This window comes from Tenacibaculum aquimarinum, assembly GCF_022478115.1.
Lineage (GTDB): Bacteria > Bacteroidota > Bacteroidia > Flavobacteriales > Flavobacteriaceae > Polaribacter > Polaribacter aquimarinum_A.
Window position 1 is genome coordinate 106,664 of record NZ_JAKGSC010000001.1, and the last position, 20,554, is coordinate 127,217.

Here is a 20,554-nt window from a genome sequence, read left to right on the forward strand (position 1 = left end):
CCTTTTTTTTTATGTAAATTTTGTATTTTTATAAAAAAACAAATGAAAACATTTACTTTACTAATAACATTGACATTTAATATTAGCCTTTTTTGTCAGGGAAGTTCAGATTTGGCTTTAGTTGGCAGTGGACCGAGAAGCTCTACAGAAAGTTTATTAGATTTTAACCTATCTAAACTAAATGGTTCTTTTCAATTTATTGACAATAACCTTTTAAAAAAAACAGAAAACTCAAATATAAAAGGTAGTTTTTATCTCTATAAAAATTGGAAAAACAAATCATCTATAATCACTAAAAATAATAAGAAATATGATTTACCTAATATTAATTTTGATTTAGACATTGAAAAATTCATTTCTAAAACATCAAAAGATAGTGTCTTTATATACACTGATTTAAAAGAAGTAAAAATAAGTGACAACAAATTTATAAAAATTGAAAATAAATATTTCGAAATATTAATTGACAAACCATCTAAAATTTCTTTTTTTAAGAATTATTCAGGAAAACTTAAAAAAGCAGTTTTAAACAAAATGACGAACCAACAACTTAGACCAGCTGAATATGTTAAAGTAATAAAATATTTCACCCTAAAAAACAATCAATTATCCGAAGTAAAACTTAGCAAAAAAAATATTTTAAAAACAATTGACCCTAAAAATCAAAAAGAAATAAAAAAATACATTAAAGACAATAAACTTTCTTACAAGAAAGAAAAAGATGTATTAAAAATATTAACTCATAACAATAAATTAACGAATTAGAACCTCTTTCAATTTCAAAATATATCATATTTTAAAAACACTCTACTAAATTTAATAGTGGAGTGTTTTTTTTTGTGATAAACCAATAAACAAACATCTAACAATACATAAAACAACTTATTTGGAACATTTTTATGTTAAAAAAGTTGTCGTATTAAGATAAATTTAAGATTTTAGCGATTAATTAATTCAAATAATTATACAATGAAGACAAAGTTTAATGGAATTTTAACGCTTCTACTAGCGTTGGTTGTGCAAATTTCCTTTGCACAAGAAAGGACTATTTCTGGTACTGTTTCTGATGAAACAGGTCCTTTACCAGGGGTAACCGTATTAAAAAAAGGAACTACATCTGGAACAGAAACAGATTTTGATGGTAACTATACTATCAAAGCTAAAACTGGAGATGTATTAGTTTTTAGTTTTGTAGGAATGGTAGCAGTTGAAAAAACAGTGGGCCTTCCTAATAATATCAGCTTAGTGATGAAAGCTGACACTTTATTAGACGAGGTAATTGTAACTGGTTATGGTGTTTCTACTAAACAAGCATATACAGGTACAGCTAAGGTTGTTAAAAGTGAAAACATTGAAGCTAAATCTGTATCAAACGTTTCTCAAGCATTAGCAGGAGAGGTTGCTGGTGTAACAGTAATTAACAGTTCAGGTCAACCTGGATCTGCTGCAACAATTAGAATTAGAGGTTTTGGTACTATTAATGGTAATAGTAGTCCTTTATATGTTGTGGATGGTGTACCTTACTTAAACAGTATTAGTAACATTAACCCAGCTGATATAGAATCTACAACTGTATTAAAAGATGCAACTGCAACTTCAATATATGGTTCTAGGGGAGCAAATGGTGTTATTGTTATAACTACAAAAAAAGGTAGAAACGGTGTTTCTAACATTTCTGTTGACGTTAAGACAGGTGTAAACATGAGACTTTTACCTTCTTATAATGTAATCACAGACCAAGAAGAGTATATTGGTATAGGATGGGAAGCATTAAAAAATACAGGAGAATTCTTAGGAAGTGCAGATCCTGTAACTTATGCAAATGATAGATTATTTTCAGGTGCAGGTATTAGCCCAGATTATAACATGTGGAATGTAGCTAACACAAGCGAATTAATTGACCCTACAACTGGAACAGTTAGACCTGGTGTTACTAGAAAATACACTCCAGAGAATTGGGCTGACTATGGATTTCAATCTTCAATTAGAACAGAAGCAAACTTAAGTATGAGTGGTGGTAATGATAACACAACTTATTTTTCTTCTTTCGGTTATTTAGATGATGCTGGTTATGTAATAAATTCAGATTATAAACGTTACTCTACAAGATTAAATGTTACTCATAAGCCTGCTGAATGGTTAGAAGCAAATGCTAACATAGATTATTCTTATGGTGTACAAACTACAAATGGACAATCTTCAGATTCTGGTTCTATTTTTTGGTTTACTGATAACATTCCATCTATTTATCCTTTATTTTTAAGAGATGCAAGTGGTTCAATTGTTCCTGACCCTTTTTATGGAGGAAACCAATATGATTATGGACAAAACAGAGGTTTTGGAGGTTTAACAAATGCCGTAGCAGATGCAACATACAATTTAGATCAAAATAAACGTCACTCTGTAAACGGAAACTTTTCTTTTAAAGTAAACTTTACTGAAGATTTATCTTTTACAGCTAAATATGGTGCAAATTACTACAGCTTTATTGACGATAGTATAAATAACCCTTTCTACGGTTCTGCTGTAGGTCAAGGAGGTAGTTTATTTAAAGAGCAAAGACAAGCTTTAACTCAGAACTTTTTACAAATGGTAAATTATAATAAGAGTTTTGGAGATCATTACATTTCTGCTTTAGTAGCACATGAAACAAATGAATGGAAAAGAGATCGTACTTTTATTAGTAAAAATACTGTTGTAAACTTAGTTAACGGATTAGATAATCCTTCTAACTACATTAACACTGGTAGTGATCCATCAGGATATACTGAAGAAACAGGAATTGAAAGTTATTTTGCACAAGTTAACTATAACTATTTAAGCAAATATTACTTATCTGGTACAATAAGACGTGATGGTTCTTCTCGTTTTGCTGTAAATAAGTGGGGTACATTCTGGTCTGCAGGTGCATCTTGGATTATGAGTAAAGAAGACTTTATGAGTGATAATTCATTTGTAAACTATTTAAAATTAAAAGCTAGTTACGGTATTCAAGGAGACCAAGGTGGTGTAGATTTTTACTCTGGACAAAATGGATATGATATTGACAATTTAGATGGAAACATCTCATTAATTGTTAGACCTAGACAAAACCCAGAATTAACTTGGGAGTCAAGTAAAATGTATCAGGTTGGTACTGAATTTACACTTTTCAACAATGTAATTGATGGTTCTTTAGATTACTATATTAAAGATACTGAAGATTTAATTTTTAGCGTACGTGTACCTATTTCTACAGGTGATGCAATTGATACTACAAATGATGGATCTATTGTAAACAGAGGTTTTGAATTTGATTTAACTGGACATATTATAGATAAAGAAAATTTTAAATTAGACTTATCTGTTAATGGTGAAATGTTAGATAATGAAATTACTAAAATGCCATTTGATGCTGCAGAAGGTAGAGATAAAATTATTGACATTGATGGTAGTTTCGGTAGAGCTGAAGGACATAGTAGATATGATTACTATATGCCAGTATGGGCAGGAGTAGATGCTGCTAATGGAGATCCGTTATGGGAAACAAATTATGTTGATACTAATTCAAATGGAAGTTTTGACTCTGGAGAAGAAATTTTAGATTTATTTGAATACCAAGTTAGAAACCCAACAACGGAAGTTAAACAAGCACTTACTAACGTATACCAAGAAGCTACTAGTAAATTTGTTGGAAAATCTGCAATTCCTACTGTAAGAGGTGCATTTAGATTATCTGCTAAAATACATGACTTTGATATCACATCTCAGTTTGCTTATAGTTTAGGTGGTTATGGTTACGATGGTAATTATGCAAGTGTCTTAGGTAGCCGTCAAGCAGGTAGTAATAACTATCACGTTGACATAAGAGATAGATGGCAAAATCCAGGTGACGTAACTAACGTTCCTAGAATTTATAGTAACCAAAACATCAACGTTAATAGTGTGTCTACACGTTTTTTAACAAGTTCTGATTATTTAGCATTAAATAATGTAAGGATTGGTTATAACCTACCGTCTAAGTATTTAAGCGAAACAGGTATTTCTAATGTTAGTGTTTGGGTAGCTGGAGATAATTTATTTTTATTAAGTGCTAGAGATGGATTTAATCCTTCTGCTTCTTTAATAGGATCTTCTGCAAGATACCAGTATACACCATTATCAACATTTACACTTGGTGTTCGTGTTAAAATATAATTAACTATTAAACTAAAAAAAAATGAAACGTAATTTTTTAAAAACAGTACTTGCTATAGCAGTAACTGCAACATTTTTTAGTTGTGGAGACGAGCTATTAGAAAAAAGCCCTACATCATTTATTAATGTAGATGATGCAGGTGAGTCTGGTCAATTAAATCCAGCAATTTTAGATGCAAATCTAAACGGTATTTATTCTATGATGATAAATACTGGAACTGGAGGAACAACTAGCCATGAGGATTTTGGACAAAAAGGGTATGATATTATGTCAGACTTTTTATCTGGTGATTTAGCATTAACTGCAAATAACTATAATAGGTATGGTGATTTTGCAAACTTATTATCAACAATTGATTATGCTAATACGGATAATTATACGCCTTGGAGATATTACTATAGAGTAATAAGGTCGGCTAACTTAGTAATTAACTCTTTAGGAGGTAATGATATAGTGCCAGAGTCTGATAATGCTAAATATTCTTTAGGTCAAGCTAAAGCATTAAGAGCATACGCATATTTTTATTTATCACAATACTATCAAGCAGAATATAATGGTTCAGAAGCTATATTACCTTTATACAAGGATGCTAATGACCCAGTATTAGGTCAAGCTCCAATGAGCGAAGTATATGATTTCATGATCGAAGATTTAACATCTGCTGTATCATTCTTAAATGGTTTCAATAGAACTAGTAAATCTTCTGTTAATCAAGACGTAGCTAAAGCATTATTAGCATATGTTTATGCAGCCAAAGGAGATAGCGCATCTAACTTATTAGCTAAAGGTTTAGCTGATCAAGTAATTGCTTCTGGTTATCCTTTAATGACTTCAAGCGAAGTTACTGGTGGATTTAATAATGCAGCTACTCCAGGATGGATTTGGGGATTTGACATTACTTTAACTAACGGTTTAGACTTAATCTCTTGGTGGGGACAAATGGATGTATTTACATACAGCTACCAATGGGCTGGAGATAAAAAAGGTATGGATAATGGTTTATATGCATCAATTAATGCAAATGATGTAAGAAAAACTCAATTTGATACTTCAAACTCTTTACAACCACGTAACAAATTTTACAATGCTGCAAGAGTTATTGGTGGACAAAGAAATATTGAAGATGATTATATTTATATGAGAGTAGCTGAAATGTATTTATTATCTGCAGAGATGGCAGCTAAAGAAAATCAACCTGCTGCTGCACGTACTAGACTTAAACAATTATTATCTCAAAGATTTAGTAGCGCTGCTGATTATGCTTATGTAGATGGTTTAAGTGGTGATGCTCTTTTAGATGAAGTAGTTTTACAAACTAGAATTGAATTATGGGGTGAAGGTAAGAGTTATTTATCTATGAAGAGAAATAAACAAATGATGACTAGAGGTTCTAACCACGTTTTTCTTGCAGGTTTATCTATTCCTCATACTGATGAAAGATTAACTTACGAAATTCCACGTGCTGAAGTTCAAAACAACCCATTTATAGACTAATATTGTGATTTTAGAAAGTTTCTTATTCATTTAAGAAACTTTCTATTTTACATTATAAAATTTAACAATTATGAAAAAACAAATATTTTTATTATTATTTTCTTTTACATTTTTAACTTTTACAAGTTGTAAAGAAGATATAGAAACTTCTGCGTTAAAATATATTTCTTTTGAAAAAACTGAAATGAGTTTAGGCGTAACAGTAGGTTCTGAAGAATCAAGAGAGATCAAAATTTACACAACAAACACAACTAGTACTGATAGAACTATCAATATATCAGTAATTGAAGATGAATCTACTGCTGATCCTGCTGCATATACTGTATCATCGTCAGTAACAATCCCAGCTGGAACTAATGAAGGTGCAATTAACCTTAACTTTAAGGATATTGGATTAGATTTTACAGCAAGTAAAACGGTAGCATTAAAGTTTGAATCTAGTGATGAAATCGCTGTAGGTGAAAAATTAATATTAAATGTTACTCGTGTTTGTCCAAATGAACAAACAGAAATAAGTGTTGTTTTTGATGGTTACGCAAGTGAAAATGCTATTAGCATTAAAGATTCTAGTGGAAACGTAGTGTTTTCTGCTGGTTCTTGGGCTGATGGATTAGGAAGTTATTCTTCTCAAATATGTTTAATCCCAGGAGATTATACTTTTACTATAACTGATAGTTATGGTGATGGACTATCTTATCCTGCAAACGGTTCAGTTGAAGCAACATATAACGGAACTACTTTAGTGAATATTGTTGGAAATTTTGGATCTGGTCAAACTGTTAGTTTTACAATTCAATAAGAAAGTAATTTCAATAAAATAATTTAAAAACCACCTTTCGAGGTGGTTTTTTTATGCATAAACTTTACATACCTTTGCAATATGCAAAATGAAACAACAAATATATTTGGAATAAGAGCAATTATAGAAGCAATAGAATCCGGCTCTACACTAAACAAGGTATATCTACAAAAAGGATTACGCGGAGATTTGTTTTTTGAATTAGATAAACTAATTAAAAAAAATAAAATATCTGTTAGTCAAGTTCCTGTGGAAAAATTAGATAGGTTATCAAAAAACAGTAATCACCAAGGAGCTGTAGCTCAAATTTCTCAAATAGATTTTTATGATTTAGAAGAGTTAATAGAGAAAACAGTTGAAGACAATAAAACTCCTTTATTTCTTTTATTAGATCAAATTTCTGATGTTAGAAATTTTGGGGCAATAATAAGAACGGCTGAATGTACTGGAGTTAATGGAATAATAATACAGAAAAGTGGTAGCGCGCCAGTAAACGCAGAAACAATAAAAACTTCTGCTGGTGCAGCTTTTAAAGTACCAATTTGTAGAGTAGATCATATAAAAGATGCATTATACTTGCTACAAGCCTCAGAAATAAAAACAGTAGCTGCCACTGAAAAAACTGAAGATTCGGTTTTTGATATCAATTTTAATCAGCCAATTGCAATTGTAATGGGATCTGAACACAGAGGTGTTAATCCATCTGTACTAAAAATGGTTGATTATAAAGCTAAACTTCCTCTATTAGGGGAAATAGGCTCTTTAAATGTTTCAGTTGCTTGTGGGGCTTTTCTATACGAAAACGTTAGACAAAGAACATTAAAACAGTAACCTATTTTAAATTATCTGATTCTTCAGGAAGGTTTGTCTCATAAATTTCTTCCTGAAGAATTAAATTACCCTCTTCATCAAACATTTCATCAAACTCAGTTTGTGTAAATTGAAATTCTTCTTTTACAATTCCTTTTCCTTTATATAAAAAGGCGAAAATAATTCCAGCAACAAATCCAGATAAATGTCCTTCCCAAGACATTCCTTCTTTAATAGGCAATACATACCAAATCATGCTTCCATAAAGGAAAATAACCACTAAAGAAAGTGATATTAATCTTAAATGTCTTTTTAAGATACCACTAAAGAATATAAAACTGAATAGTAAATATACTATTCCACTTGCTCCAATATGATAGGAATCTCGAGCAATTATCCAAGTAAAAAGGCCAGTTAATAATCCACCATAAACTAAAACTTTTAAAGCTACTTTTTTATAAAAAAATAATAAACTAGTTAAAAATATAAATAATGGTATAGAGTTATTAAATAAATGGCTTGTATTACTATGGATAAAAGGTGATAAGAAAACACCTCTGAAACCTTTAATTGTTCTTGGAAAAACTCCAAACTTATTAAAGTTGTAATTAAAATTAATTTCTAACCAATATACAAACCAAATTATAACCACAGATAGTATTGGAATTAAAATGGTTTGTTTAGAAAACTTAAGTTCTTTATCGTTTAACATTAAAATAAAGGTAACAAAAACTTAACCATTTAATATTTACTGAATACCTGTCAGAAATCTTTATTATTTTTACTGAATGAACGAACCTTTGGCAGAAAGAATACGACCAAAAAAATTAGAAGACTATATTAGTCAACAACATTTGGTTGGTAAAACAGGTATTTTAACAAATCATATAAAACAAGGTATTATACCTTCTTTAATTTTATGGGGACCTCCAGGAATTGGAAAAACTACGCTGGCAAACATTATCGCAAACGAATCTGGACGTCCATTTTATACATTAAGTGCAATTAGTTCTGGAGTAAAAGATGTTAGAGAAATAATTGAAAAGGCTAAAAAAAGTGGTGGTTTATTTACTGCTAAAAATCCTATTTTATTTATTGATGAAATTCATAGATTTAGTAAATCTCAACAAGATTCTTTATTAGGTGCTGTAGAAAAAGGTTGGGTAACACTTATTGGTGCAACTACAGAAAACCCAAGTTTTGAAGTTATACCTGCCCTACTCTCTAGATGTCAAGTTTATATTTTAAATTCCTTTGATAAAAATGATTTAGTTGCTTTAATAAAAAGAGCAATGGAAAAGGATGAAATTTTAAAGGATAAAAATATTACATTAAAAGAAACGGAAGCTTTACTTCAAGTTTCTGGCGGAGATGCTCGTAAATTGTTGAATATATTTGAATTATTAGTTATTGCTGAAGATAAAATTACTATAACTAATAAACTGGTTTTAGAAAAGATTCAGAAAAATACTGTTAGATATGATAAAACTGGCGAACAACATTATGATATAATTTCGGCATTTATAAAATCTATTAGAGGAAGTGATCCAAATGCGGCTGTGTATTATTTAGCAAGAATGATTGAAGGTGGTGAAGATGTGAAGTTTATTGCACGAAGACTTTTAATTTTGGCTTCGGAAGATATTGGAAATGCAAATCCTACTGCTTTAATTTTAGCAAACAACACTTTTCAGGCAGTTTCTGTGATAGGACATCCAGAATCCCGAATAATACTAAGCCAGTGTGCTGTATATTTAGCAAACTCAGCAAAAAGTAATGCTTCTTATATGGCAATTAACGTAGCGCAAGATTTAGTTAGAAAAACGGGAGATTTATCGATTCCTTTGCATTTAAGAAATGCGCCAACAAAATTAATGAAAGATTTAGATTATGGTAAAAATTATCAATACTCTCATAATTATGACGGTAATTTTATTGATCAAGAGTTTTTACCAGATGAAATAACAAACACGAAATTATACGAACCAGGAAACAACGCCAGAGAAAATCAATTTAGAGAAAAATTGAGAGAGCGTTGGAAAGATAAATATGGCTATTAGCTAGCTCGCATGAGGGATTGAAACGGCATCCTTTTTTTGTTTTTATCAAAAAAGATATAGTGTAAAGCCCGACATTAAAAAACCGAAAAGCAGCTACTGCTTTTCGGTTTTTTAATGGCATGCCCTAAAATTTAATCTGATATGTTTTTTGAACTAATTGTCCATTCTTATAATATTCTGCAATCCAATTGTTACCATTTTTAAAAAATACTCCGTCTAAATTTTTAATAAAAAAGAAATCTTTTTTACTAGATTTTAAAATTTGAAAAACTATTGCTGGTTTTGTGTTAACCAATTGGAAACCATTAGATTTTTTTTGAGCGTATAAAACATTGTTTTCTTCAATTTCTTTTGTTTCTTCTTTTAATTCTATCTCTTTTTCTGGAACAACTTTAACTCCTGGGTTTACAATTGGCGGCAAGACTTCTTTAACTTCTGTTTCGTCTTTAAGAGGTTGGTAATTGTAATTTAAATTTTTAACGGAAACAAAAGCATTTCTTATGGCTTCCTGATAAGCTTTTTTGTAATCTTTACTTTTACTTTTACCTTCAATTGAAGTGAATATAACATTATTAGAACAATCTTTTAATTCTATAAAATTTGCTATGGAAAGCATTTTAGAAGAATTTTTAACATTTGCCGTTAAAGCTAGACATCTATTAATGGATAAATCGCTAGGTAACTTTTCATCACTTAAAAAAGCAGTAAAACCATATTTTTTAAACAAAAACTTGGTCAAAGAATTAACTTGATGTTTATCTGGAGAACTTAACCATTCGAACTGTGTTGGAATAATTATATATTTATAATTATTGATGCTTTTTTCTTGAGAAAATGCATTTATAGCTAAAAAAAGAAATATTAAATAAATTATTTTTTTAATCATTGTTAGTTGTTTTTAAATATAAGAATATGACTTAAAGATAGTCTTTTATTTGTTTTAAAGAATTGACAGAAAGTATACCTCCTATTTTGTTTTCAGCAGCTTTAAAGTTACAATGTATTGCCATCATACCAAACTCGAGAGCTCCAATAACATCTGCATCATAACTATCTCCAATCATAATACTTTCTTGCGGAATAGTATTTGCTTGATTTAATGCAAACTCAAATATTTTTGGATTTGGTTTTTTAACACCTACACTTTCAGATGTTATTATTTTATCAAAATAAGAATTTAAACCCGATTTTTTTATTTTTAAATGTTGTACCTCATCAAAACCATTGGTAATTATGTGCATTTTATATTTTGATTTCAAATAATCTAACAAGTCCAAAGTCCCTTCAAGAAGATAATTATAGTTAGGTAAATATTCTATATATAAATCTGCTATTTTATTAATTTTTCCATCTGAAATAGTAAATTCAAGTGCATTAAATGAATCTTTTAATCTACCATAACGCAATTTAGATTTACTAACTTTTTCTTCTCTAAAAAGCCTCCAATAATTTAAATTAATTGGCATATAGACTTCTAAAAAATCATTTACTTTGATGGATATTTCTAATTCTTGAAAGACTTCTTGAAAGGTAAGCTCAGAATTTTTATCAAAATCCCATAACGTATGATCTAAATCGAAAAAAACGTGTTTAATATTCATACGTCTAAAATACTTTAATTTGAATAATATTAGCGTATTTTCGTTTAAATTTATTGTCTTAAATCCTTTAAAAATTGAGTAAGAAACTGCATATTTTATTTCTCTGCGGATGGTATCCTTCAAAGGTAAACCCTACTAATGGTGATTTTATTCAGAGACATGCAGAAGCTGTAACTTTAGAAAATACAGTTAGTGTATTACATGTTGTAACGGATAAAAATTACTCTCAAAATATTGAGTATTCTTTTGAGATAATAAATGGAGTAAAAACACATATTGCTTATGTAAAAGCAACTAAAAATCCGTTTTTAAAAGGAATTTTATTTTTGAAAGCTTTTAAAACAATTTTAAGTAAAATAAATTCTATTGATTTAGTACACTTAAATGTTTTATATCCTTTTGGCTTATTTGCTTTGTATTTAAAGTGGTTTAAAAAAAAGAAATACATAATTACAGAACATTGGACTAGATATCTTTATCCGCAAGTAAATGATATTAGTTTTATTGAAAAAAACATTTCAAAACTAATATGTAAAAATGCATTTTTAATTTGCCCAGTTTCTACTGAGTTAGAAGATTCTATGTTAAAAAACAAGTTTAAAGGAAACTACCAAAAAATAGGGAACGTTGTAGATACGTCCTTATTTACACCTAAAAAAAAGACTAATACCGTTTTTAATTTGTTGCATGTATCTAGCTTATTAGATCATCATAAAAACATTTCTGGTATGTTAAAAGTTGCTAAACAGCTAGAAAATAAAATTGGTGAATTTACATGGAAATTTGTTGGCGGCAAACAAGATCAATATCAGGAATTAATAAATACATTAAATTTCTCAAAAGCCAAAATTGAGTTTATTAATCATGTTCCTCAAGAAATATTAGTAACCTATTTACAAGAAGCGGACATTTATATTTCGTTTAGTAATTACGAAACTTTTGGAATTGTTATGGCAGAAGCATTATCTTGTGGAGTTCCTGTTATTTCTACAAATACCGGTATTTTAAATGAACTTGAGCAAAACGAAGAATTTTATAAAATTATATCTATTAAAGATAAAGTTGCTTTATTGGAAGAAATCGAAAATTTTAAGCAGGCTTCAAAGAAAGGTGATCAACTTAAAATGCATGATTTTATCGTAAAAAACTACAGTAAAAAAGCAATATCTAATCAATTTTCTGAGATATATCATAAATCTTTAAAAGCATAATTTGAAACTCTTAAAGAACTATATTCAAAATTTCTTAAACAGATCTGGTAGTTATGTCTTTATGGCTACCATAATTTCTAGGTTCTTATCTTTTTTAGCTTCTTGGGTTGCATTACAACTTATACCAAATAAAGAATTAGGAGTTGTGTTATTTGCTTTTAACATTATATCCTTTATTATTCCGTTTAGTGGACTAGGGTTAAGTCAAGGGTTAATTAGATACGGAGCTTTATTAAAAACAAAACAAGAGAAAGACAACCTATTTTCTTATACGTTTAAAAAAGGGGTTTTTGTTTCATTATTGATGATTTTATCAATAATTATTACAAGTTATTTTATCCCTTTTGAGTTTGAAAACACTTATAAATTTTTAGCTCTTTTATCTTTTCTGGTACTTCCGATGTTTGCTTTCGAAATGCTAAAAATTAAATTTAGACTAGAACATAATAATAAACAATTTGCTTTTACTGAAATTCTTTACAACACAATTTTAATTATACTTGTATTTGTTTTAAGCTCCTTATACAGAGAAATAGGTTACGTTTTTGCGTTACTTTTAGCACCAACAATTACTGTTTTAGCACTTTACAAGAATAGTAGTTTTACACTAAAAACAACACTAAAACCATCAATTGTAGATATTTCGTTTTGGAAGTATGGTTTTTTCGCAAGCTTGGCTAATGTAGCAACACAATTACTTTTTGTTATAGATGTTTTCTTAATTGGTTATCTTTTAAAAGATGCAGAGATGGTTACTAATTACAGATATGTATCTATAATTCCATTTAGTATTTTGTTTTTACCAAGAGTTTTTATAGCAACGGATTTTGTTGCTTTTACTGAAAAAATTTACAATAAAAAATACATTTTCAACTATATAAAAAGTTACATGTTGTTGTTTTTTATTGTTAGTATCCTTTTGCTTTTGTTTTCAGTTTTATTTGCTGAAGAAATTCTATCAATATTTGATGACAGTTTTATACAATTTTCTAGTAGTTTTATAATCTTAACCATTGGTGTTTGTGGAATTTTGCTACTTAGAGGTTTATTTGGAAACCTACTATCTTCAATTGGTAAAGCGCATGTAAACTATTATATTATATCTGTTGCTTTAATAATAAACGTAATTAGCAACTATTATTTAATTCCAAATTTTGGTATAAAAGGCGCGGCAATTACCTCTGCTTTATTAATGTGGTTTACTGGTATTACTTCAGCAATATGTTTTGCAATTTTATATAAAAAAGAAGTGAATACTACTTCTTAAAAAAACGTATAAACTTAGGTAAGTTATTCTTTTTTAATTGCTGATAAGTTTCTGTTTTAGCTCCAAAACTGTTAAAGTATTTAGCAATAGAACTTATTGAAGAACCTCCAAAACCAAATTCTTTAAAACCATTTCTATATTTAAAAATAGCGCGATCGATTAAAAAAGTATTTGCTCCGTTTTTACGATTTTTAAAATCCGTTGAAGAAACTAATATTGAAACCCTGTCTACATCTTTTAAAAAAAATCCTGAAGCAACTAGTTTATTATCGCTATCGTAAATAGAAAGCAACTCTCCTACTCTTCTTTCTATACAGGTTTGCATAAGTTTTAATAAGTTTCCGTAATCTTTTTCTGTAATTCCTTTAGCTTTCTTACCTATATTCTCTTTAAAAAGTTGAATTAAATTTGCAGGATTATCATTCCATTTTTCTGTTAAATCTGCTTTTTTAGCTCTTCTTAAATCTTTTTTTCTATCGCTTTTATAGTTCTTAAAAATAGTTGCATCATCGAAGTTTAAGGTTAAATATTGTAAATATCTATCTAAACAACTATCTTGAAACATTGTAAAAGAATTTTTAGAATTCATTCTTAAATCTGTGTATTTAAATTCATCGAATAATTCAATTAAAAACTCATTTTCATCAATAATTTCTGTTGAAAAAATACCGAGCTGTAATGTCCACAATGGTTGATATGCATATTTTATTAAGTATTTCCTTCTCCAAGTAACTGGCATTACCGCTTCATAATCTTCCAAGACAAAAACGCTCCAATTATCTGTAACAATATCTAAATACCATGAGAACGCAAAAATGTTGCTTTGCTGTGCATTTTGTATACAAGCATCGTATTTTTCAACATCAATATGTTTGCGTTCAACTAAACGAATCATATTTATTTATTTACAATTTTTAACATAGAACCATACAAACGTCCCCAACCTTTCCAACGTAAATAATTACTTAAACTCTCGTTATGAAACAAGGTTATAAAGGTTCCGTTTACGTGTTTTACTTCGTTTTTTAAATCACGAATTCTACCTAAAGATTGTTTTGGAGTTAACTTCATATAATCGTTTAAAGTTGTATCCATTACTGCAAAAGGAAATATTTTTAAAGGTGTTTGAATTTCAAAATCTAAATCGTAAAAATAAAATGGCGTACAAGTACTTGCCCTAAAACCAACATGACTTGCGTAACCCATAGAATAGTCTTCTTCTATTTCTAAATCTATTAATATTTGATAGGTTTCTGGTAAATCGAATTTTAAAAAATGTTGTCGAGATCGTTTTATTGGCATATTAGTAATGCTTTCTAAACGTTTTTTCTCTTTCTTTAGAAGTTGTAAATTATTCATTGTAAAATATGAAGGATGTAAACCAACTCTTGCATAATCTACCATATCTTTAATAAGCAACCTGAACTTGTTTTTAGCTGCTGAAATATTTGTATCAAACGTTGTATAATCTCCAATTAAAAAGAAGAAAATAGTTCTTACTTCTAATTCTTTTTTTAGGTTGATAATTTTCTCAAAAGTATCAAAAGGATCTTTTTTAAAACCTGCTCTAACTGCAAATCTATCCCAAATATTAAAAATCTTTAATTTGTAGAAGTCATTTAAAAATCCGCCAATAGTTCTTACAAAACCTTTATGCTTGTATGCATACGCATTATCTACATCAATGGTAGAAATATAGTTATATTCTCTTTTTTTGTACGGATGCTCTGGAAATTTTTCTTGTAATACTGATAAGAATTTATACGCCCAAATGTCTATAACTGGTTTTTCTAAAAAACCTTTATTAAAAGCTAAACTTTGGTCTGCTGTGTAACGCCCATGTTTATCTTTAACGTGTGGTAAATATTCTTCGTAACGGGTTATTAAATAAAAACTTGCTGCAAAAATATCAAACGGAATAGCCGATTTTGCGCCAGATGGAAAAAAACAAGGAATCTCTTCCCATTTTTGAATGGTAATATCTACATCATTAACACCTTGTTCAAATAGTAAATCGTTACTTTTAATAAAAAACTCACTCCCTAAAGGTACTTTTGTATAGGACATTTTAGCGCCACTATGTGCCACAAAGTCTTCAATTTTTGTTGTAAAATCGATAGATATAAGCAATGTTCTGGTAAAGATGTGCTTAAATATATAGCGAAGTCTTGGAGTAATTTTATGTGTGTAAACTAATATCATTCTGTTCAGTTAGCAGTTGGCAGTTGCAGTTTTCAGTCAGTCGCTTACTAAAACTGTAAACTATATTAATCCTTCATCTGCGAAGCTAAAATACGCTTTTTCGGTTATTATTAAATGATCTAGCAATGTAATATCTAGGGTTATTGCTGCTTGTTTTATTTTTTGAGTTAATGTCTTGTCTGAATTACTTGGTTGTAGTTTTCCTGACGGATGATTATGACAAACAATCATACCAATTGCAGATAGTTCTAAAGCTCTTTTACACAACAATCTAACATCTACCAAAGTTGCAGTTAAACCTCCTTTACTAATTTGATGTTTCTCTAATACTTTGTTAGCATTATTGAGATATAAAACCCAAAATTCTTCGTGAGCTAAATCTCCAATTACAGGCTGCATTATTTTAAATGCACTATTACTACTTGTTATTTTTGGGTTTATTGAAGTTTCTTCAAACTGTCTTCTTTTGCCTAATTCTAAAGCCGTTATTATTGAAATTGCTTTAGCTTCTCCTATTCCTTTAAAAACTTGTAATTCTTCTACAGATAAACGCGACAACTTGTTTAAATTATTATTTACCGATTGTAAAATTCTTTTGGATAATGCTACGGCACTTTCTTGCCTATTTCCTGAGCCTATTAATATGGCAATTAGTTCTGCATCGGATAATGCTGCTTTTCCTTTTGAAACTAGTTTTTCTCGCGGTCGATCATCTAAAGCCCATGACTTTATAGTTAACTTTTCCATTTTTTTAGCTTTTTTAACAAAGATAGTAAATGAGATTTTAGTTAGCTTTATTGCAAAAAATCCATAGATACGTTTAGCCCTGATTGAGGCATTTGTTGAAGCTCTTTTGTGAAGCATGAACAAAAAGCGACTGCCGAAAGCAGGAAATAGCTTCTTAAAAATAGTTTTATTTATGTAAAACCGTATCTTTGTATTCTATTCTTATTCATACTTATGAAGATTATTATAGCTGGAGCTGGTGATGTTGGCTTCCATTTGGCTAAATTACTGTCCTATGAATCTCAAGACACTTATGTGATTGATTTTGATGGAGATAAACTAAATTATATTAATAATAATTTGGATGTTATCACTAAAAAAGGTGATGCTACTTCTGTTAAATTACTGAAAGAAATTGGTGTAGAATCTGCCGATTTATTGCTTGCAGTTACTGAAAGTCAGAACACAAATTTCACCATTTCTGTGATTGGTAAAGCTTTAGGAGCTAAAAAAACTATTGCCAGAATTAAAAATCAGGAGTTTTTAGAAACAAAAGATGTTAATTTTAAAGATTTTGGTGTAGATTTTATGATTTCGCCACAAGAATTGGCTGCAGATGAGATTAAAATGCTTTTAAATCAATCTTCATTTAACGATACAGTTGCTTTTGAAAACGGGCTTTTTAATGTGATGGGAACTTCTCTTACGTATAAATCTCCAATTGTAGATTTAACTGTAAAGGAAGCTAAAGATAAGTTTAATATGGTAGATTTTATTACCATTGCTATTAAACGAGAAGGTGTTGCACAAACTATAATTCCGCGTGGAGATACTGTTTATAAAATGTCTGACCAGGTTTATTTTTCTGTACCAAATTATAGTTTAGATAAATTATACCCAATAATTGGTAAAGAGCATTTAGATATAAATAATGTTATGATTTTGGGCGGAAGTGGAATAGGACAAAAAACTGCCAGAAATCTTTGTAAAGATAATTTTAAGGTTAAACTTATAGAAAAGAATAAAAACAAAGCTATACGTTTGGCCGAAGAACTTTCTAATACGCTAATTATTAATGGAGACGGACGTAACTTAGAACTTTTAGAAGAGGAAAGTATTAGACAAATGGACGCTTTTATTGCCGTAACAGGAGATTCTGAAACCAATATAATGTCTTGTTTAGTAGCAAAATCTAAAGGTGTGAAAAAGACAATTGCCTTAGTTGAAAATATGGATTATATCAATATTTCTCAAACTATTGGAATTGATACACTTATTAATAAAAAATTAATTGCCGCAAGTAATATTTTTCGTCATATTAGAAAAGGAGAAATTTTAGCATTGGCAAACTTACATAATATTGATGCCGAAGTATTTGAGTTTGAAGTACAACCAAATGCTAAGGTTACCGAAAAACCTATTAAAGAACTTCGTTTTCCTCGTGAAGCCGTTTTTGGTGGAATTATTAGAGATGAAAAAGCATTAATGTCTTTTGGTGATATGCAAATACAAAATGGCGATAAAGTTATTGTATTCTGTTTACCAGAAGCTATAAGTACTGTTGAAGAATTGTTTAACTAATGAACCTCAACCTAAAAATAATTTACCGCTTTCTTGGTATAACCGCAATAATGAATGGTATTTTTATGCTGTTTGCTGTTCCGTTTAGCATTTATCATGAAGAAGTTGCCAAATGGGGAATTTTAAATGCAGGTATAATTACCATTTCTATTGGTTTACTACTTTACTTCTTTAACAAACCCAAGAGTACAAATATTCAAAAAAAAGAAGGGTATTTAATTGTTACACTCGGATGGTTAACTCTTTCTTTTACAGGAATGTTACCCTATTTATTATCTGGCGCAATACCAAACCTAACCAATGCTTTTTTTGAAACTATTTCTGGGTATTCTACTACCGGATCTTCTATTTTAACAGATATTGAATCCATGCCAAAAGGTATACTTTTTTGGAGAAGTGCAACACATTGGATTGGAGGAATGGGGATTATAGTACTAACAATTGCCATCTTGCCAATGCTAGGAATTGGAGGAATGCAACTATTTATGGCAGAAGCTCCTGGTCCGTCAGCAGATAAACTACACCCAAGAATTACAGATACTGCCAAAAGACTATATTTAATATATGTAATCTTAACTTTTGCGCAATTTTTATTATTAAAAATAGCAGGAATGTCTTGGTTTGATTCTATAAACCATGCAATGGCAACAGTAAGTACTGGAGGTTTTTCTACAAAAAATGCTAGTGTTGCTTATTGGAACGGAATTCCTGCAGTACAGTACATAATTATCTTTTTTATGTTTATTGCAGGAACAAATTTTGTATTAACTTATTTTGCACTAAAAGGAAAAGTGCAGAAAATGTTTCAAAGTGAAGAGTTTAAATATTATCTCTTTGGCATATTAGGAGTTTCTCTCTTAATTGCTATCATCATTTACTTTTTCCAGGATCCAAATTTACAGACAACAATTGCACATCCTAAAGTTTATGGAAATGCAGAAAGTGCTATAAGGCATGCTTTGTTTCAAGTTATATCAGTTGTTACAACCACAGGTTTTGTAACAGCAGACTTTACTATGTGGAGCTTTTTTGCAACCGGAATTTTCTTCGCTTTATTTTTTACAGGAGGTTCTGCAGGATCTACTTCTGGAGGTATTAAAATTGTAAGACATATTGTAATGCTAAAAAATAGCTTCCTAGAATTTAAAAAAGCATTGCATCCAAATGCAATTATTCCGGTGAGATATGACGGAAAAACTGTTAGTCAAAATATTGTATTTAATATTTTATCTTTCTTTATACTTTACATGCTTATATTTATTGTTAGTACAGTAATACTAACTATTTTAGGGTTAGATATTATGTCTGCTTTTGGTGCTGCTGCTTCTTCTTTAGGTAATATTGGTCCTGCAATAGGTTCTGTAAGTCCTGTGGATAATTTTGCACATCTATCTATTGGTGCTAAATGGTTTTGCTCTTTCCTAATGTTAATTGGAAGGTTAGAACTATTTACTGTCTTAATACTATTTACACCTTTCTTTTGGAGAAATAATTAATATTAATTTAATATTAATAAAATTATTAGTATCTTTTAACTTTCTATATTTGATATCTAAACTCAATAACACAATTTTATGAAACAAAAATACTTTTTAAAAACATTATTAATTACAACACTTTTTTGGGGAATCCAAAATTCCTGGGGTCAATTAAGTATTACAACTGCTGATACAGACTTTTCAATTGATTTTGACTCGACTGTAGCTGATGTTAACAATGGGCAATTTAATGCTTCTGGCTTAGATGCTTCACCGGCATCAGGACAATTGGACAGTGATGCCTGGACAATTACCGGTTTTAGCTCTGCTGCTGATTTAACAAGAGGTGAAAATGATGGTGGTGTTACTACTGGTGGTTTATATGCATTTGACATTTCAAATGGAGGAACAAAAAATAACGCTATTGGAATTCAACCAGGTGGTTCAGATTTTACTCCTGGAACAATAACTTTAAAAATTGATAATAATACAGGTGCTGCTGTGATAGAGGCAAATATTAACTACGATATTTGGGTTTTGAACAATGCATCAAGAGGAAACAGTTTTAACTTTTCTTATAGTACTGATAACTCTACTTACACTGATGTTGCTGGAATGGATTTCACTTCTACTGGAGATATTCTTCCTGAAGCTAGTTGGGAAAAAACAGGGAGATTTAATAACATTTCTGGATTAAATATTCCAAATGGTGGAAGCTTATATATTAGATGGACAGGAGATGACGAAGTCGGTAGTGGTTCTAGAGATGAATTTGCTCTTGACAACATAATTGTTAAGATGTCAGGAAGTGTTCTTGATAAAGATTCTTTCAATAAACTAGATGTAAATGTATATCCAAATCCTGTTACTAACGGAGAGGTTTTTATTAAATCTTCTAACGGTGAAGAAAAGAACGTTGAAGTTTACAACATTTTAGGAAGAAGATTAATTTCAACTAAAGTTAATGCTAACGACAAACTTGATGTTAGTAATTTAAATGCAGGAATTTACCTTCTAAAGATAAATGAAGGTGAAAAACAACTTACTAAAAAGATAGTAATAAAGTAACAAAATACTTTTAAAACTATTCTACTAACTATAATTAGTGGTAGAGAGATATTAAAAAAAGCCAGAACATATAATATATG

The 20,554-nt window shown here is 29.6% G+C and carries 17 protein-coding genes; 11 read left to right on the forward strand and 6 right to left on the reverse strand.

Annotated elements, in window-relative coordinates:
- The first annotated feature begins 42 nt into the window (after nt 1–42).
- The 5 genes from L1S33_RS00515 to rlmB all read left to right on the forward strand — a co-directional run bounded on the left by L1S33_RS00515 (nt 43) and on the right by rlmB (nt 7,301).
- On the forward strand, nt 43–765 hold the full coding sequence (locus L1S33_RS00515; protein ID WP_240560762.1) for a hypothetical protein: 723 nt from the start codon (nt 43–45) through the stop codon (nt 763–765).
- A gap of 204 nt (nt 766–969) precedes the next feature.
- Entirely contained in the window at nt 970–4,176 is a 3,207-nt protein-coding gene (locus L1S33_RS00520; protein WP_240560763.1) for a SusC/RagA family TonB-linked outer membrane protein, read from the forward strand.
- Between the two features lie 22 nt (nt 4,177–4,198).
- Entirely contained in the window at nt 4,199–5,671 is a 1,473-nt protein-coding gene (locus tag L1S33_RS00525; RefSeq protein WP_240560764.1) for a RagB/SusD family nutrient uptake outer membrane protein, read from the forward strand.
- 70 nt (nt 5,672–5,741) lie between these two features.
- Complete coding sequence (locus L1S33_RS00530) at nt 5,742–6,470, forward strand: flagellar hook assembly protein FlgD (protein WP_240560765.1); 729 nt, start codon at nt 5,742–5,744, stop codon at nt 6,468–6,470.
- Nucleotides 6,471–6,551: 81 nt separating this feature from the next.
- Nucleotides 6,552–7,301: a 23S rRNA (guanosine(2251)-2'-O)-methyltransferase RlmB gene (rlmB, locus tag L1S33_RS00535; RefSeq protein ID WP_240560767.1), complete on the forward strand. Its 750-nt coding sequence runs from the start codon at nt 6,552–6,554 to the stop codon at nt 7,299–7,301.
- Between the two features lies 1 nt (nt 7,302).
- On the opposite strand, the gene L1S33_RS00540 is transcribed toward rlmB, so the two are convergent.
- Entirely contained in the window at nt 7,303–7,992 is a 690-nt protein-coding gene (locus L1S33_RS00540; protein WP_240560768.1) for a rhomboid family intramembrane serine protease, read from the reverse strand.
- Between the two features lie 76 nt (nt 7,993–8,068).
- Here L1S33_RS00540 and L1S33_RS00545 point away from each other — a divergent pair, with 76 nt between their 5' ends.
- On the forward strand, nt 8,069–9,340 hold the full coding sequence (locus L1S33_RS00545; RefSeq protein ID WP_240560769.1) for a replication-associated recombination protein A: 1,272 nt from the start codon (nt 8,069–8,071) through the stop codon (nt 9,338–9,340).
- A 124-nt stretch (nt 9,341–9,464) separates the two neighbouring features.
- Here L1S33_RS00545 and L1S33_RS00550 read toward each other — a convergent pair whose 3' ends face one another.
- Complete coding sequence (locus L1S33_RS00550) at nt 9,465–10,226, reverse strand: hypothetical protein (protein WP_240560771.1); 762 nt, start codon at nt 10,224–10,226, stop codon at nt 9,465–9,467.
- A gap of 31 nt (nt 10,227–10,257) precedes the next feature.
- On the reverse strand, nt 10,258–10,941 hold the full coding sequence (locus L1S33_RS00555) for a YjjG family noncanonical pyrimidine nucleotidase (RefSeq protein ID WP_240560773.1): 684 nt from the start codon (nt 10,939–10,941) through the stop codon (nt 10,258–10,260).
- Between the two features lie 74 nt (nt 10,942–11,015).
- Between L1S33_RS00555 and L1S33_RS00560 the strand changes: the two genes are divergently transcribed.
- Both L1S33_RS00560 and L1S33_RS00565 read left to right on the forward strand, forming a co-directional pair.
- Nucleotides 11,016–12,152, forward strand: coding sequence for a glycosyltransferase family 4 protein (locus L1S33_RS00560; RefSeq protein WP_240560775.1), 1,137 nt, complete (start codon nt 11,016–11,018; stop codon nt 12,150–12,152).
- A gap of 61 nt (nt 12,153–12,213) precedes the next feature.
- Complete coding sequence (locus tag L1S33_RS00565) at nt 12,214–13,419, forward strand: MATE family efflux transporter (protein ID WP_240560777.1); 1,206 nt, start codon at nt 12,214–12,216, stop codon at nt 13,417–13,419.
- On the opposite strand, the gene L1S33_RS00570 is transcribed toward L1S33_RS00565, so the two are convergent.
- Genes L1S33_RS00570 through radC form a run of 3 tightly spaced genes read right to left on the reverse strand, consistent with a single transcriptional unit; the run spans nt 13,409 to nt 16,368 of the window.
- Nucleotides 13,409–14,314: a hypothetical protein gene (locus L1S33_RS00570; RefSeq protein ID WP_240560779.1), complete on the reverse strand. Its 906-nt coding sequence runs from the start codon at nt 14,312–14,314 to the stop codon at nt 13,409–13,411. The genes L1S33_RS00565 and L1S33_RS00570 overlap by 11 nt on opposite strands.
- 2 nt (nt 14,315–14,316) lie before the next feature.
- Complete coding sequence (locus L1S33_RS00575) at nt 14,317–15,621, reverse strand: polysaccharide deacetylase family protein (RefSeq protein ID WP_240560780.1); 1,305 nt, start codon at nt 15,619–15,621, stop codon at nt 14,317–14,319.
- Nucleotides 15,622–15,681: 60 nt separating this feature from the next.
- On the reverse strand, nt 15,682–16,368 hold the full coding sequence (gene radC, locus L1S33_RS00580; protein WP_240560781.1) for a RadC family protein: 687 nt from the start codon (nt 16,366–16,368) through the stop codon (nt 15,682–15,684).
- 213 nt (nt 16,369–16,581) lie between these two features.
- Between radC and trkA the strand changes: the two genes are divergently transcribed.
- The 3 genes from trkA (at nt 16,582) to L1S33_RS00595 (ending at nt 20,474) form a co-directional block, all read left to right on the forward strand.
- Nucleotides 16,582–17,928, forward strand: a complete 1,347-nt coding sequence (gene trkA / locus L1S33_RS00585; RefSeq protein ID WP_240560783.1) for a Trk system potassium transporter TrkA — start codon at nt 16,582–16,584, stop codon at nt 17,926–17,928.
- Nucleotides 17,929–17,978: 50 nt separating this feature from the next.
- Nucleotides 17,979–19,424 (forward strand): TrkH family potassium uptake protein, encoded by a 1,446-nt coding sequence (locus tag L1S33_RS00590; protein ID WP_240560784.1) that lies wholly within the window; start codon nt 17,979–17,981, stop codon nt 19,422–19,424.
- A gap of 78 nt (nt 19,425–19,502) precedes the next feature.
- Entirely contained in the window at nt 19,503–20,474 is a 972-nt protein-coding gene (locus L1S33_RS00595) for a T9SS type A sorting domain-containing protein (RefSeq protein ID WP_240560786.1), read from the forward strand.
- Nucleotides 20,475–20,554: the final 80 nt, after the last annotated feature.

Bases quoted from the DNA above. Each gene is read 5' to 3' on its own strand.
- L1S33_RS00590 (WP_240560784.1), top strand. From the start codon at position 17,979: ATGAATGGTATTTTTATGCTGTTTGCTGTTCCGTTTAGCATTTATCAT.
- L1S33_RS00550 (WP_240560771.1), bottom strand. From the start codon at position 10,226: ATGATTAAAAAAATAATTTATTTAATATTTCTTTTTTTAGCTATAAAT.
- L1S33_RS00575 (WP_240560780.1), bottom strand. From the start codon at position 15,621: ATGATATTAGTTTACACACATAAAATTACTCCAAGACTTCGCTATATA.
- L1S33_RS00530 (WP_240560765.1), top strand. From the start codon at position 5,742: ATGAAAAAACAAATATTTTTATTATTATTTTCTTTTACATTTTTAACT.
- L1S33_RS00520 (WP_240560763.1), top strand. From the start codon at position 970: ATGAAGACAAAGTTTAATGGAATTTTAACGCTTCTACTAGCGTTGGTT.
- radC (WP_240560781.1), bottom strand. From the start codon at position 16,368: ATGGAAAAGTTAACTATAAAGTCATGGGCTTTAGATGATCGACCGCGA.
- L1S33_RS00565 (WP_240560777.1), top strand. From the start codon at position 12,214: ATGGCTACCATAATTTCTAGGTTCTTATCTTTTTTAGCTTCTTGGGTT.
- trkA (WP_240560783.1), top strand. From the start codon at position 16,582: ATGAAGATTATTATAGCTGGAGCTGGTGATGTTGGCTTCCATTTGGCT.
- L1S33_RS00525 (WP_240560764.1), top strand. From the start codon at position 4,199: ATGAAACGTAATTTTTTAAAAACAGTACTTGCTATAGCAGTAACTGCA.
- L1S33_RS00595 (WP_240560786.1), top strand. From the start codon at position 19,503: ATGAAACAAAAATACTTTTTAAAAACATTATTAATTACAACACTTTTT.
- L1S33_RS00540 (WP_240560768.1), bottom strand. From the start codon at position 7,992: ATGTTAAACGATAAAGAACTTAAGTTTTCTAAACAAACCATTTTAATT.
- L1S33_RS00545 (WP_240560769.1), top strand. From the start codon at position 8,069: ATGAACGAACCTTTGGCAGAAAGAATACGACCAAAAAAATTAGAAGAC.
- L1S33_RS00515 (WP_240560762.1), top strand. From the start codon at position 43: ATGAAAACATTTACTTTACTAATAACATTGACATTTAATATTAGCCTT.
- L1S33_RS00555 (WP_240560773.1), bottom strand. From the start codon at position 10,941: ATGAATATTAAACACGTTTTTTTCGATTTAGATCATACGTTATGGGAT.
- L1S33_RS00570 (WP_240560779.1), bottom strand. From the start codon at position 14,314: ATGATTCGTTTAGTTGAACGCAAACATATTGATGTTGAAAAATACGAT.
- rlmB (WP_240560767.1), top strand. From the start codon at position 6,552: ATGCAAAATGAAACAACAAATATATTTGGAATAAGAGCAATTATAGAA.